Origin of the sequence: Streptosporangium sp. DT93, from assembly GCF_049844535.1 — a bacterium.
GTDB lineage: Bacteria > Actinomycetota > Actinomycetes > Streptosporangiales > Streptosporangiaceae > Streptosporangium.
Genome location: NZ_JBNCLF010000014.1, coordinates 173,657 through 187,890 on the forward strand (window position 1 = coordinate 173,657; position 14,234 = coordinate 187,890).

Consider the following 14,234-nt stretch of genomic DNA (forward strand, 5'->3'; position numbering starts at 1 on the left):
CGGTGTCGTTCCCGGGCCCCGCGCCCGGGCCCGGGGGCCAGCCGGAGGCCCGCCACGGGTCCGCGCCCGCGGTGGGCGCCCCGCGCCGCCGCCCGGGCGGGTCCCCGGCCCGGGCGGCTCCCAGGCTCGGGCGGCTCCCAGGCTCGGGCGGCTCTCAGGCGAACATGCGCCAGGCCGCGGGCATGACCGTCCAGCGGCGCCGGCCGACATGGCCGGTCAGCTCCCCGTCGGCGTTCACCGGGACGGGCTCGCCCTCCACGGTGATCTCCCTGCCGCGGACGGTCACCACGTCGCGCAGCGTCGGATGGGTCCCGCGGCGCAGCCGCAGGGCGTAGACGAGCCTGCTCAGCGGCCCGGTCGTCAGCGACACCACGACGTCGGCCATGCCGTCGTCCGGCCTGGCCCGGGGGGCCAGCGGGGTGCCCCCGCCGATGGTGATGCCGTTACCGAGACCGACCATGAGCACCTTGCGCCCGCCGTCCAGACGCCTGCCGTCCACGGTGACACGCAACCGCCAGCCGGAGCTGCGCACTCCCGCCAGCAGCGCGCCCACCGCGTACGCGATCCGTCCCAGCACCGGTTTGAGCGGCGTGGCCTGCTCCGAGGCCTCGGCGCCGATGCCCAGGTGGACCACGTTGACGACGACCCCGCCCTCGTCGTCCACCATCAGGTCGAGCGGACGGGCCCGGCCGGCGAGCACGACGCGGGCGGCCTCCCGCGGGTCGAGCGAGATCCCCGTGCCGCGGGCGAAGTCGTTGCCGGTGCCCAGCGGGACCAGCCCGACCGTGCGGTCCCCCAGCTCGCCCCTGCGGTGCAGGGCCGCGGCCACCACGTGCAGCGTGCCGTCGCCGCCCAGGACGACGACGTCCGTGCCCGGGGAGGCGTCGAGGATCTCGTCGAGGTCCTTCTCCCCCGCGGGCACCTCGACGACGTCGGCGCCCCCGCCGCGGAGCGTGTCGAGCGCCGCGTTCCTGGCGTCGTCGCCGGCGCTTCCCGCACTCTTGTTGTAGATCGCCAGCACCTGGGCCATGTCGCTCCTCGTCACTCCTCTGCGTGATCGTCGCTACGGTCCTGCCCACGCGGGTCCCGATCACGCGGGTTGCGCTCCAGGCGCCACCGGCGCAGGGCCACCCAGGAGCCGCACGTGACGCCGATCAGCGCGGCGATGGAGTAGACGACCCCGACGCTCGTCTCCGAGGTGTAGCCGTTGCCCGCGACGAGGATCGCCATGAGCAGCGCGGCCAGCAGTGCCGCGCCCGTCCCCGCCAGGAGGCCGAGCCCTCCGGCCCTGGCGGCGAGCGACAGGCCGCCCAGCCGGCGGGGTGGCGGCACCAGGACGCCCAGCAGGCGGCCCACCACGATCTCGGGGTCGTCGTCGACCGTGCCGGCGACGAGCTGGACGGTCGCGCCGCCTCTTTCCGGCTCGCCCAGGCAGATCCAGCGGCGGCCGTCGAGGAAGACGGTGGCACCTCCCAGACCCGGGACGGTCAGCCAGACGAACGGGGTGCCCTCGGGAAACGCCCTGACACCGTGCCTCGCCATCGGCGCGTGCAGGTCGAGTGCCGCGCCAAGGGCTCGCAGCGCCATCTCCTGGCCGGATATCCCCACGGCCGCCTCCCCTCCCTCGTCCACTTCGTAACGCGTGACGCGGCGGTTGCCGGGGGGGACGGGCTGCCCGCCGCGGGGCCCGGCCGGACTCTCACCGGCCGGGCGGCGACCCGTGGGAGACCGGGACCCGCGGGTCCCGGCGGGTGGCCGGGGCGGGTCTCACCCCGGGGACCCGCTGAGGGAACGACCCCCGGCGCGGGCGTGCGAGCAGACCTCGTCGAGCATCCGGCGGATCCGCTCGCGATGGCCGGTGTCGACGAGTCTGCCCTCGGCGTCGAAACGGTGGGGCGCCGGGACCGACGGGGAGACCAGCAGCTCCGCGCCGTACACCACGGCTCCGGCCGCGCCGAGGGCGCGACCGAGCTGGATCTGCGTCCACATGGCCTCGTGGGCGCGCGGGCAGGCGGTCACCACGCCGGCGGGCTTGCCCACCAGCACCGCGCCGCCCCGCGCGGACGTCAGCCAGTCGAGGGTGTGTCCCAGCTCGACCGGAAGGGTGCTGTGCGCCGGGGCGGCGATCAGCACGCCGTCCGCGGCGGAGAGACGGTGCCACAGGTCGCTCACCGGCCGTGGGAGCTCACCGTCCTCGAACGGGGGCACCCGGTCCATCCCGGACCAGATCTCGAAGTCCACCGTCGCGGGCAGCTCCCGCGACGCCGCCTCCAGAAGCCTCCACACGTAGGCCCCCGGGAGGAGGCTTCCCGCGATCCCGACGATCCTCATATCCGGCCCCATCTCTGTCGCGCCGTCGCGACGTCATGAGCGAGGGGACCCGCCCGCGGCCGTACGCCGCACGGCCACAGGCCCGCGGCCGCCGGTCCGGGAACCCCTCCGAACTCTTCGAAAACCGCTACACACCGCCACCGTGCCGTGATGGCGCGGGTCCACCGGCAGCGCCCGGGAGAGCGCGGTGACCGGGGATCTCGGAACGGCGACCATGCCCTTCCGGATCGGTGCCGCGCGAGCGGTGCCGACGAACCTCGCATTCCATCACATTCGTGCCCTGCCCCCAGCGAGAGGGGACGAACATGATCGGGCACATCGTTCACGAAAAAATAGTCATTCGTCCCCCAAACACGGCATGTTCACCTGACAGACGCAGGGCGGGTCCCGCATCGGGGGTCCGGCCTCCGTGCCGGGCGATCCCCCGGCCCCGCCTCCCGGACCGGGCCCGGCCGCCGGTTCCCCATCGGGACGCCCGCCGTCCCCGGGCGGCGAAGACCCCGGGGGAGAGCGCTCTCCAGCCGTGCTATAAAAACTCTCATGAGCAGCGAAGATCCCCAGCCGGCCCCGGTCTCGCCAACCCTGGAGGACGTGGCCCGGGTGGCGGGGGTCTCCCGCGCGACCGTCTCCCGCGTGATCAACGGAATCCGCAACGTCGACCCCGAGATCCAGGAGAAGGTACGGCAGGCCGTCGCGGCCACCGGGTACGCGCCCAACAGGGCGGCTCGCTCGCTCGTCACCCGCAGGACCGGGTCGATCGCCCTGGTGGTCTCCGGGGCGGGGGGCGAGGGCGGGGCGGAGGACCCCTTTCCCAGCCGGGTCTTCGGCGACCCGTTCTTCGGCCGGGTGGCGAGCGGGGTGCTGGGCTTCCTGCGCCCCAGGGGCATGCACCCGGTCCTGATGCTCGCCGAGACCGCCGAGGCGCGCGACCAGGTGATCTCCTACCTGCGCCAGGGCAACGCCGACGGGGCCCTGCTGGTCTCCACCCACGCCGCCGACCCGATGCCGGGACTGCTGGTCGGCGCGGGAGCGCCCGCGGTGCTGTTCGCCGGGCCGTCCAGGCCGGTCCCGATCAGCTACGTCGACCTCGCGCACCGGACGGGCGGGGCGCTGGCCGCCGACCACCTCGTCTCCCTCGGCCGCCGCCGCGTCGCGACGATCACCGGCCCCCTCGCCCTGCCCGCGGGCCAGGACCGGGCGGCCGGGTTCCAGGAGGCGATGGCCAGGCACGGCCACCCCTGCGTCCCGATGGTGGAGGGCAACTTCACCCACGACAGCGGCGAGGCGTCGATGCAGCGGCTGCTGGCCGAGCACCCGGACGTCGACGGGGTGTTCGTCGCCAACGACCTGATGGCGCAGGGCGCCCTCGTGGCCCTGCGCGACGGGGGGCGCCGCATCCCCGGGGACGTGGCCGTGATCGGTTTCGACGACAGCAGCGTCGCCCTCGCCTGCCGCCCGCAGCTGACCACGGTCCGCCAGCCGATGGAGGAGATGGCCGCGGAGATGGCCCGCCTGCTCCTGACGCACATCGAGGAGCCCGACCGGCGGCCGACCTCGGTCATCTTCGAGCCCGCCCTGGTGGTACGCCAGTCCGCCTGACGCCGGCCGCGAAGATGGCCACGACCGCCTGATGGCAGTGACGGCAAAGGCGGCGGAAAGCTACCGGGCCGGCATTTGGCGTGAAGGAAAATACCATTGACGCGTGGCGGCCCCGTCGTACGAGGTGCCGGGACCGCCGGCCAAGGACATCGCGCCCGAGCGCCTCGCGCGACGAAGAAGGTGACCGGATGCCCCATCACGGCTCCAGCCTGGCCCGGTCGGCCATGACCGTCCTGCAACCGGGGTTCGAGGGCACCGAGCCTCCCCCCTGGCTGCGGCGCGCCCTCGCCGAGGACGGCCTCGGCGGGACCGTGCTGTTCGCCCGCAACCTCCCCGACCCCGGCCGGACAGCGGACCTGGTGGCCCGGCTGCGCGCGGAGAACCCCGCCGTGGTGGTCGCGGTGGACGAGGAGGGCGGGGCGGTCACCCGGCTGCAGGCGACGACGGGCAGTTCCTGGCCCGGCAACCGGGCGCTGGGCGTGGGAGACGACCCCGGGCTGACCCGGCTGGTCGCCCGGGAGATCGGCCGCCTCCTCGGCGCGGCCGGGATCACCCTGGACTACGCGCCGGTGGCGGACGTCGACGGCGGCCCGCACAATCCGGTGATCGGGGTGCGCTCCTTCGGCTCCGACCCCGGGCTCGTCTCCCGGCACACCTCGGCGTGGGTCTCCGGCCTCCAGGAGACCGGGGTGGCCGCCTGCGCCAAGCACTTCCCCGGACACGGCGGCACCGTCGTCGACTCCCACCGCGCCCTGCCGACCGTGCACGCCTCCCCGCGACTCCTGGCCGAGCGCGACCTGCCCCCCTTCCGCGCCGCGATGTCCAGCGGGGTGCGGGCGATCATGTGCGGGCACCTGCTGGTGCCCGCCCTCGATCCGGACCATCCGGCGACGTCGAGCCGCCGGATCATGACGGGACTGCTCCGCGGGGAGCTCGGGTTCGACGGCATGATCGTCACCGACGCCATCGAGATGCGCGCCGTCGCCGCCCGCCACCCGCCCGGCGAGATCGCGGTCCGCGCCCTGATCGCCGGCGCGGACGCGATCTGCGCCGGCGTCTCCTCACCGGACGGCACGAGCGTGTACGCGCTGCGCGACGCGATCGTGGACGCCGTACGGGAGGGCAGGCTGCCCGAGGAGCGGCTGGCCGAGGCGGCCGCGCGGGTGCTCGCCCTGTCCGGCTGGTACGCCGGGAACACCGCCGCGCGGGCCCGAGCGGCGGCCGGGACCGGAGCACGGGCCGGGACGGAGAGCGGCACGGGCACGGAGACAGGGACGGCGGAGACAAGGACGCAGACCGGGACGCAGACCGGGACGCAGACCGGCACGAGAGCCGCCCCCGGGGTGAAAGCGGGGATGGGCACGGGGACGGCGATGCGCGCGGGGAGCGGAACCGGCCGGGGCGGGGACGGCCCGGACGGCGAGGAGATCGGCCTGAGGGCGGCCCACGCGGCCCTGCGCGTCATCACCGGGGACGTTCCGTCGAAGGGGTCCCGTCCGGTGTCCGGGCCGGTGCTCTCCGGGCCCCCGCTGGTCGTCACCATCGCCCTGCGCGGGAGCCGGGCGGACGCCACACCACCGGTGAACCCCGCCGGCCCCACCGGCAGGACGGCCTCCGCCGTCCCCGCAGAACCACTCGAACCCACTGAACCACCCGAACAGACCGAACCACTTGAACCGGCCAAGCCGCTCGAACCCATCGAACCGCTCGAACCGGCCGAGCCCACCGAATCGATGAGACTCGGGGGAATCGCCGACGCCCTCGCCGACGTACTGCCCGGGACCGTGGAGCACACCGTCAGCGCGCGGGCCCCCGCGCTGCCCGACCTGGGCGGCCCGGAACGGCCCCTGGTGCTGATCGTGCACGACGTACGGCTGCACCCCTGGGCAGGGGAGGTGCTGACACAGGCCCTGGCGCTCCGCCCGGACGCCGTGGTCGTCGAGACGGGACTGCCCGGTGAGCCCGCCGGAGCCGTGTACGCGACCACGAACGGCGTCTCGCGCGCCTCCGCCCGCGTCCTCGCCCGCAGGCTGGCCGGTGGCGAATAGGCTGACCACGACACGAGAGGCACTCGATGAACGTCCCCGACGGTCCCACGCCCGTGAACCTGGTGGCCACGGTGAGGGCCGTCCTGCCCTCGCTGACCCCGGCCGCCCAGGCCATCGCCCGCCTCATTCTCGACGACCCCGGCATGGTGGCGCGCAGCACCATCACCGAGTTCAGCGTGGCCTCCGGGACCAGCGAGGCCACGATCGTGCGCACCGCCAGGGCCCTGGGCTTCGCCGGTTACTCCCAGCTCCGCTTCGCGCTGGCCGCCGCCGTGGCCAGGCACGAGCCCGAGCGGCTGATCCCCGGCGACCTGGGCCCCGACGACCCGCTGACCGATGTGATCGCGAAGGTGGCCAGGGCCGAGTCCGAGGCGCTGGCCGACACCGCGGCCCAGCTCAGCCCCGACCGGCTGGGCGCCGTGGTGGAGGCCGTGGCCGGCGCGCGCAGGGTCGACGTCTACGGGGTCGGCGCCTCCGGGCTGGTGGCGGCCGACATGGCGCAGAAGCTGATGCGGATCGGCCTGCCGGCCCACGCCTTCGCCGACGCGCACCTGGCGCTGACCAGCGCGGCGCTGGCACGGCCGGACGACGTCGCGGTGGCGATGAGCTGCACCGGGGAGACCCCCGACGTGCTGGCGCCCATGCGCGTCGCGCGTACGGCGGGCGCGACGACGGTGGCGATCACCAACAACCCGCGCTCGACGCTGGCCGAGCTCGCCGACCACGTCCTGGTCTCGGCGGGCCGGGAGACCGCCTTCCGTCCGGGGGCCCTGGCCAGCAGGATCAGCCAGCTCCTGATCGTCGACTGCATCTTCGTCGGCATCGCCCAGCGGACGTTCGAGACCTCGGACGCGGCGCTGCGGGCCACCAGGGAGGCCATCGAGGGCTTCAGGGCCGACCCGCGCCGCAGGAGCAGGCCCACCTGAACCCACGCGGCGGGACGTCGTCCGGAATCCGCGCCACCTCTCCTCGGCGCCGCCCTTCGGGAGGCCGATGCCGGGGACCGGGGACGCGCGGACAGCCCGGCGCTCCCTGCCGAACCGGAGCCCCGGGGAGACATGGATGCCGGGGGTGCGCGGGCGCGGCGTCGGTTGGTAGCATGATCGGCCGATACCGGCGGAACGGGCGACACCCCGACCGGCCGGTGACGTGACGGGCCGGCGATGCGACAGGCCGGCGGAACGGAGCACGACATGGCAGGCGACGACGACATCTCCGGGTGATCCCGGATCCCACGGCCGTCGGTGAGGCACCCCAGGGGTGATCGCCGTACGGCGATGTCCTCGCATGTCCTCGCATGTCCTCCCAGGTTCCAGGGGCCCCGCGTGTCAGCGCGTGTTCCCCGTTCCTGACCGTCCCGCCGGGCGGCCCGACCGTTCCGGCCGAACGCGAAAGCGGTCCGATGTCCGACGCCCCGATCGTCGTATCCCACCTGTCCTTCTCCTGGCCCGACGACACCCCGGTCTTCGAGGATCTCTCGTTCACCGTCCCGGCCGGGCGCACCGGCCTGGTGGCGCCCAACGGCGCCGGCAAGAGCACGCTGCTCAGGCTGATCGCGGGCGAGCTCCGCCCGGCCGCGGGCTCGGTCACCGTGCGGGGGGTGACGGGCTACCTCCCCCAGACGCTCCCGCTGTCCGGCGACCTGACCGTGGCCGAGGTCCTGGAGATCGCCCCGGTGATCGAGGCGCTGGACGCCATCGAGGCCGGGGACACGAGCGAGGAGCACTTCACCACGATCGGCAACGACTGGGACATCGAGGAACGTACCCGCGCCCAGCTCGACCGGCTCGGTCTCGGGGACGTCGCCCTCACCCGGCGCCTGGACACCCTCAGCGGCGGCCAGGTCGTCTCCCTCGGCCTGGCCGCGCAGCTGCTGAGGCGGCCCGACGTCCTGCTGCTCGACGAGCCGACCAACAACCTCGACCTGGAGGCGCGCCGCAGGCTCCACGGCGTGCTGGAGGAGTGGAACGGCTGCCTGCTGCTGGTCAGCCACGACCGGGCCCTGCTCGACCGGATGGAGCGCATCGCCGAGCTCGACCGGGGCGAGGTCCGCTCCCACGGCGGGAACTTCACCTTCTACGAGGAGGCCGTGCGCGCGGAGCGGGAGGTCGCCGAGAAGAACGTCCGTACCGCCGAGCAGGAGGTCAAGCGGGAGAGGCGGGAGATGCAGCAGGCCCGCGAGCGGGCCGCGCGCCGGGCGGGGAACGCCGCCCGCACCCTGAACAGCGCCGGCCTGGCCAGGATCCACGCCGGGACGCTGAAGCGGCGCGCCCAGGAGTCGGCGGCACGGTCGGACGAGACGCACGCCGCGCGGGCCGGCGACGCCAGGGCCCGCCTGGACGAGGCGGGCCGCGCCCTGCGCGACGAGCAGCGGATCACGCTGGAGCTTCCCGGGACCGCCGTCCCGGCCGGGCGTACGGTCTTCCTCGGCGAGCGGATCCGCGTCAGCCGCGGCGGGCGGGCCCTGTTCGCCGGGGAGGGGGTCGACCTGGTGGTCAGGGGGCCCGAGCGGATCGCGCTGACCGGCCCCAACGGCACCGGCAAGTCCACCCTGCTGCGCGTGGTCAACGGCGACCTGGAGCCGGAGGGCGGCGGGATCAGGCGGGCCGACGGCCGGATCGCCTACCTGTCCCAGCGGCTGGACCTGCTGGACCCGGGCCGTACCGTGGCGGAGAACCTGGCCGCGTTCGCGCCCGCGATGCCCGAGGCGGAGCGGATGAACCTGCTGGCGCGCTTCCTGTTCCGGGGGGCCGGCGCCCATCTGCCCGTGGAAGCCCTGTCCGGCGGCGAGCGGCTGCGCGCCACCCTGGCCTGCGTCCTGTACGCCGAGCCCGCGCCCCAGCTCCTGCTGCTGGACGAGCCGACCAACAACCTCGACCTGGTCAGCGTCGCCCAGCTCGAGGGCGCCCTGCGCTCGTACCGGGGGGCCTTCGTGGTGGTCAGCCACGACGAGCGGTTCCTCGCCGAGATCGGGGTGGGCCGCCGGTTGCGGCTCTCCGGGGGGCACCTGCTCGACCTGGGGGCCCCGGACGCCTGAGACGGGGCCCGGAAGGGACGGCGGGGAGGCCCGAAACCCCGGAAAGGGCGGTGGGATCGGGCCTCCCGCGCGGACGGAGCAGGTCGGAGAAGCCGATTTCTGGCGCCGTCATGGGCTTTTGGGTACCCTCAATGACGAAGTCGAGAGGCGCTGCGACGGGTCCACGGCCCGCCACGCTCGACCTCCATGTTCACCAAGGGCGCCTCCCGATACCTGGGAGGTGGTCCAATGAACGATTCTTCGAACCATGGCGGCGGGCAGGCCCTCGCCGAAGGCGATCACACCGGCACCGCGACGGCCACCGAGCGCGTACGAGCCCTGCGGGAGCTGCTGGGCCGGCGGATCGCGGTGCTCGACGGCGCCTGGGGCACGATGCTGCAGGGCGCCTCGCTCACCCCGGCCGACTACCGCGGCGACCGGTTCCTCGATCATCCGCGTGACGTGACCGGCGACCCGGACCTGCTCAACCTGACGCGTCCCGACGTCATCCTCGACATCCACCGCCAGTACCTGGCGGCGGGCGCGGACATCACCACCACGAACACCTTCACCGCGACCTCCATCGGCCAGGCCGACTACGGACTGGAGGCGCTGGTCCCGGAGATGAACCTGCGCGCCGCCCAGCTCGCGCGCCAGGCCGCCGACGAGGCGGGCGGGCGCTTCGTGGCCGGTTCGATCGGCCCGCTGAACGTCACGCTCTCGCTCTCGCCCCGCGTCGACGACCCGGCCTACCGCGCGGTCTCCTTCGACGAGGTCCGCGCCTCCTACGCCGAGCAGATCCGGGCGCTGGCCGAGGGCGGGGTCGACCTGCTGCTGATCGAGACGATCTTCGACACGCTCAACGCCAAGGCCGCGGTCGCCGCCGCCCGCGAGGTCGCGCCGCACCTGCCGCTGTGGATCTCGGTGACGATCGTCGACCTGAGCGGGCGCACGCTGTCCGGGCAGACCGTCGAGGCGTTCTGGAGCTCGATCCGGCACGCCGACCCGCTGGTGGTGGGCGTGAACTGCTCGCTGGGCGCCACGGAGATGCGCCCGCACGTCGCCGAGCTGGCGCGCTTCGCCGACACCTACACGGCCAGCCACCCCAACGCGGGCCTGCCCAACGCGTTCGGCGGGTACGACGAGACGCCGGAGGAGACCGCGGCGCTGGTGGGCGAGTTCGCCACCTCGGGGATGGTCAACATCGTCGGCGGGTGCTGCGGCACCTCCCCCGCCCACATCGCGAAGATCGCGGACGCGGTGTCCGGCCTGCCGCCCCGGCCGGTCGCCGAGCCTCCGGCCCGTACCCGCTTCAGCGGCCTTGAGCCCTTCGAGATCGGCCCGGACACCGGGTTCGTCATGATCGGCGAGCGCACCAACGTCACCGGCTCGGCGCGCTTCCGCCGCCTGATCGAGGGCGACGACCACCAGGGCGCCGTCGACGTCGCGCTGGAGCAGGTACGCGGCGGCGCCAACCTGCTCGACGTCAACATGGACGCCGACCTGCTCGACAGCGTGCAGGCGATGACGACCTTCCTGAACCTGATCGCGACCGAGCCGGAGGTCGCCCGCATCCCGATCATGATCGACAGCTCGCGGTGGAGCGTGCTGGAGGCCGGGCTCAAGTGCGTCCAGGGCAAGGGCGTCGTCAACTCGATCAGCCTCAAGGAGGGCGAGGGCCCGTTCCTGGAGCAGGCGCGGATCATCCGGGACTACGGCGCCGGCGTGGTCGTCATGGCCTTCGACGAGGAGGGGCAGGCCGACACCGTCGAGCGCAAGGTGTCGATCTGCGCCCGCGCCTACGACCTGCTGACCCAGAAGGCCGGGTTCCCGCCCGAGGACATCGTGTTCGACCCGAACGTGCTCGCGGTCGCCACCGGCATCAGCGAGCACAACGGGTACGCCAAGGCGTTCATCGAGGCACTGCCGCTGATCAAGGAGCGCTGCCCGGGGGCGCGGACCAGCGGCGGCATCTCCAACCTGTCGTTCTCCTTCCGCGGCAACGACGTCGTGCGCGAGGCCATGCACTCGGCGTTCCTGCTGTACGCCGTGCGGGCCGGGCTGGACATGGGCATCGTCAACGCCGGGCAGCTCGCGGTCTACCAGGACATCCCCGCGGACCTGCTGGAGCTCGTCGAGGACGTGATCTTCGACCGGCGCGAGGACGCCACCGACCGGCTCGTCTCCTTCGCCGAGACCGTGAGCGGCTCGGGCACGCGCCGGGTCGTGGACCTGGCCTGGCGTGACGCGCCGGTGGAGGAGCGCCTGTCGTACGCGCTCGTGCACGGCATCGTCGACTTCATCGAGGACGACACCGAAGAGGCCCGCCAGAGCAGGGCGCGTCCCCTGGAGGTGATCGAGGGCCCGCTGATGGACGGCATGAAGATCGTGGGCGACCTGTTCGGGTCGGGCAAGATGTTCCTGCCGCAGGTGGTCAAGAGCGCGCGGGTGATGAAGCGCTCGGTCGCCTACCTGGAGCCGTACATGGAGGCGGAGAAGGAGCTGGCGCGGCAGGAGGGGCGCGCCGAGACCGCGCGCGGCCAGGGCAAGGTGGTGCTCGCGACCGTCAAGGGCGACGTGCACGACATCGGCAAGAACATCGTGGGCGTCGTCCTGGGCTGCAACAACTACGAGGTCGTCGACCTCGGGGTGATGGTGCCCGCCTCGGTCATCCTGGACACCGCGATCGCCGAGGGCGCCGACGTCATCGGCCTGTCCGGGCTGATCACCCCGTCGCTGGACGAGATGGTCACCGTCGCCGCGGAGATGCAGCGCCGCGGGCTGAAGCTGCCCCTGCTGGTCGGCGGCGCCACGACCTCGCGCCAGCACACCGCGGTCCGCATCGCCCCCGCCTACGACAACACCACGGTGCACGTGCTCGACGCCTCCCGCGTCGTCGGCGTGGTCTCCGACCTGATGGACGGCGACCGGTCCCAGGAGCTGGACGCGAGCAACCGCACCGACCAGGACCGGCTGCGCGAGCAGTACGCCAACAAGCAGCGCACCGCCCTGCTGACCGTCGAGCAGGCCCGCGCGAACCGCGAGCGGGTCTCCTTCGAGGACCTGCCCGTCCCCGAGTTCACCGGCGTGCGCGTCGTGGAGCCGGACCTGAACGACCTCCGCGCGATGATCGACTGGCAGTTCCTCTTCCTGGCCTGGGAGCTGAAGGGCAAGTACCCGGCGATCCTGGACCAGCCGGTGGCGCGCGAGCTCTTCGACGACGCCAACACCATGCTCGACCAGATCATCGCCAAGGGGAGCTTCCAGGCACGGGGCGCCTACGGGTACTGGCCCGCCCACTCCGAGGGCGACGACATCGTGGTCGGCGATCCCGGGGAGGGCGGGGAGGTCCTCCGGCTGCCGATGCTGCGCCAGCAGACGGCCAAGCCCGAGGGCCGGCCCAACCGGTCCCTGGCCGACTACGTGGCCCCGTCCGGGGACCACCTCGGCGGGTTCGCCGTGGCCGTGCACGGCGCCGAGGAGCTCGCGGCCGTCTACGAGGCCCAGCAGGACGACTACCGGGCGATCATGGTGAAGGCCCTGGCCGACCGGCTGGCCGAGGCGTTCGCCGAGTACATCCACCTGGAGGCGCGGCGCGCCTGGTACGAGCCGGACGCCGACCCCAGGATCGAGGACCTGCACGCCGAGCGGTTCCGCGGCATCCGTCCCGCCCTCGGTTACCCGGCGAGCCCGGACCACAGCCAGAAGCAGGACCTGTTCGACCTGCTGGAGGCCGAGAAGCTCGGCATGGGACTGACCGAGTCGTTCGCGATGACCCCGGCGGCCAGCGTCAGCGGGCTGCTGTTCGCCCACCAGGCGTCGCGGTACTTCACCGTGGGGCGCGTCGGCAGGGACCAGGTCGAGGACTACGCGTCGCGGCGGAACATGGCGCTCTCCGAGGTCGAGCGCTGGCTGCGCCCCAACCTCGCGTACGAGCCCACGTAGTCACGGGCGGGTGCCCCGGGCCTCCGCCCGGGGCACCCGCGTTCGCGGTTCCGGTCTTCGCGATCCCGGACCTGGACCCCGTGGCCTTGACCCGGACCCGGGCCCGCGCCCTTGGCCGCCGGGCCGGCCGGTCGTCTACCGGGTCTCCGCCGCCGCCATCGCCGCCTCCAGCCGGTCGCCGTGCCGTTCCAGCAGCAGCCGGGCGGCGGGCGCGTCGAGACCGTGCTCGATCATGAGCACCGCGGCCTTCACCTGCCACCCGGCGGCCTCCAGGGTGGAGCGTGCCACGGAGGAGGCGGCGCCGGTGAGATCGCCGACCATCCGGGCGGCCCGGTCGGCCAGCTTGGAGTTCATCGCGGACACCTCGATCATGGTGTTGCCGTGGGTCCGGCCGAGCCGGACCATCGTGATCGTCGAGATCATGTTGAGGACCAGCTTCTGCGCGGTCCCCGCCTTGAGCCGGGTGGAGCCCGTCACCACCTCCGGGCCGACGATCACCTCGATGGGGTGCAGCGCCGCCGCCGACAGGGCGGTCGCGTGGTTGCAGGAGAGCGCGACGGTCAGGGCGCCGCGGCGGCCCGCCTCGGCGAGCGCGCCGAGCACGAAGGGCGCCCGCCCTCCGGCGGAGACGCCCACCACCGTGTCGAGCGCGCCCACCCCCCGCTCGGCGAGGGCGGCTGCGCCCCCGGCGTGGTCGTCCTCGGCCCCCTCGACCGAACGGGTCAGCGCCGGCGGGCCGCCCGCGATGACGCCCTGGACGAGCTCGGGGTCGGTGCCGAAGGTCGGCGGGCACTCGGAGGCGTCCAGCACGGCCAGCCGGCCCGACGTCCCGGCGCCCACGTAGAACAGGCGGCCTCCCGCCCGCATCCGCTCCACGATCGCGTCGATCGCGGCCGAGATCGCCGGGACCGCCTCGGCCACCGCCGCGGGCACGGCGGCGTCGGCGGCGTTCATCAGCCGGGCCACCTGCTCGGTCGGGAGCCGGTCGATGCCGCTGTAGCGGGGGTCGCTCTGCTCGGTCGGCGGCAGCGGAGGGACCGTGCTTCCCGAAGAGGTGCCGTTTCCCGAGGCGCCCGTGCGCCCCGAAGACGTGCCTCCCCCCGGGAGGCCCGGGGTTCCCGAAGACGTGCCGGGTCCCGATGCGGGGGTTTCCGAAGACGTGCCGGGCTCCGATTCGGCCGACGTCCCCTGGACGGGGACGGACGCCGAAGACGCCGAGGCCGGGGGGATCGCAGGGGCCGGAGGGCCGGAAGAGGTGGCCGGTGGATCAGTCATGATGTCCCATGTGGCTGGTT

General features: G+C 73.9%; 9 protein-coding genes and 1 riboswitch. Of the genes, 5 read left to right on the forward strand and 4 right to left on the reverse strand.

Annotated elements, in window-relative coordinates; all coding sequences use genetic code 11:
* Positions 1 to 154: 154 nt before the first annotated feature.
* From ACLQ2R_RS27375 to ACLQ2R_RS27385, 3 genes are all read right to left on the reverse strand, one after another.
* Positions 155 to 1,030, reverse strand: a complete 876-nt coding sequence (locus ACLQ2R_RS27375; protein WP_425963543.1) for a diacylglycerol/lipid kinase family protein — start codon at positions 1,028 to 1,030, stop codon at positions 155 to 157.
* Between the two features lie 11 nt (positions 1,031 to 1,041).
* Positions 1,042 to 1,608: a hypothetical protein gene (locus ACLQ2R_RS27380; RefSeq protein ID WP_425963544.1), complete on the reverse strand. Its 567-nt coding sequence runs from the start codon at positions 1,606 to 1,608 to the stop codon at positions 1,042 to 1,044.
* Positions 1,609 to 1,767: 159 nt separating this feature from the next.
* Positions 1,768 to 2,331, reverse strand: coding sequence for an NADPH-dependent FMN reductase (locus ACLQ2R_RS27385; RefSeq protein ID WP_425963546.1), 564 nt, complete (start codon positions 2,329 to 2,331; stop codon positions 1,768 to 1,770).
* 540 nt (positions 2,332 to 2,871) lie between these two features.
* On the opposite strand from ACLQ2R_RS27385, the gene ACLQ2R_RS27390 reads away from it, so the two are divergent.
* The 5 genes from ACLQ2R_RS27390 to metH all read left to right on the forward strand — a co-directional run bounded on the left by ACLQ2R_RS27390 (position 2,872) and on the right by metH (position 12,939).
* Positions 2,872 to 3,930, forward strand: coding sequence for a LacI family DNA-binding transcriptional regulator (locus tag ACLQ2R_RS27390; protein ID WP_425963547.1), 1,059 nt, complete (start codon positions 2,872 to 2,874; stop codon positions 3,928 to 3,930).
* A gap of 188 nt (positions 3,931 to 4,118) precedes the next feature.
* Entirely contained in the window at positions 4,119 to 5,978 is a 1,860-nt protein-coding gene (locus ACLQ2R_RS27395) for a glycoside hydrolase family 3 protein (protein ID WP_425963549.1), read from the forward strand.
* A 26-nt stretch (positions 5,979 to 6,004) separates the two neighbouring features.
* Complete coding sequence (locus ACLQ2R_RS27400) at positions 6,005 to 6,904, forward strand: MurR/RpiR family transcriptional regulator (protein ID WP_425963550.1); 900 nt, start codon at positions 6,005 to 6,007, stop codon at positions 6,902 to 6,904.
* 476 nt (positions 6,905 to 7,380) lie between these two features.
* On the forward strand, positions 7,381 to 9,015 hold the full coding sequence (locus ACLQ2R_RS27405) for an ABC-F family ATP-binding cassette domain-containing protein (RefSeq protein WP_425963551.1): 1,635 nt from the start codon (positions 7,381 to 7,383) through the stop codon (positions 9,013 to 9,015).
* A gap of 136 nt (positions 9,016 to 9,151) precedes the next feature.
* Positions 9,152 to 9,227: riboswitch (S-adenosyl-L-homocysteine riboswitch) on the forward strand.
* Positions 9,228 to 9,243: 16 nt separating this feature from the next.
* On the forward strand, positions 9,244 to 12,939 hold the full coding sequence (metH, locus tag ACLQ2R_RS27410) for a methionine synthase (protein ID WP_425963552.1): 3,696 nt from the start codon (positions 9,244 to 9,246) through the stop codon (positions 12,937 to 12,939).
* A gap of 135 nt (positions 12,940 to 13,074) precedes the next feature.
* Here metH and murQ read toward each other — a convergent pair whose 3' ends face one another.
* Entirely contained in the window at positions 13,075 to 13,968 is an 894-nt protein-coding gene (murQ, locus tag ACLQ2R_RS27415) for an N-acetylmuramic acid 6-phosphate etherase (protein WP_425963645.1), read from the reverse strand.
* Between the last annotated feature and the right edge of the window lie 266 nt (positions 13,969 to 14,234).

Excerpts from the sequence above, each read along its gene's own strand:
- ACLQ2R_RS27375 (WP_425963543.1), bottom strand. The coding sequence starts at position 1,030 with ATGGCCCAGGTGCTGGCGATCTACAACAAGAGTGCGGGAAGCGCCGGC.
- ACLQ2R_RS27405 (WP_425963551.1), top strand. The coding sequence starts at position 7,381 with ATGTCCGACGCCCCGATCGTCGTATCCCACCTGTCCTTCTCCTGGCCC.
- ACLQ2R_RS27385 (WP_425963546.1), bottom strand. The coding sequence starts at position 2,331 with ATGAGGATCGTCGGGATCGCGGGAAGCCTCCTCCCGGGGGCCTACGTG.
- ACLQ2R_RS27395 (WP_425963549.1), top strand. The coding sequence starts at position 4,119 with ATGCCCCATCACGGCTCCAGCCTGGCCCGGTCGGCCATGACCGTCCTG.
- ACLQ2R_RS27390 (WP_425963547.1), top strand. The coding sequence starts at position 2,872 with ATGAGCAGCGAAGATCCCCAGCCGGCCCCGGTCTCGCCAACCCTGGAG.
- ACLQ2R_RS27400 (WP_425963550.1), top strand. The coding sequence starts at position 6,005 with ATGAACGTCCCCGACGGTCCCACGCCCGTGAACCTGGTGGCCACGGTG.
- metH (WP_425963552.1), top strand. The coding sequence starts at position 9,244 with ATGAACGATTCTTCGAACCATGGCGGCGGGCAGGCCCTCGCCGAAGGC.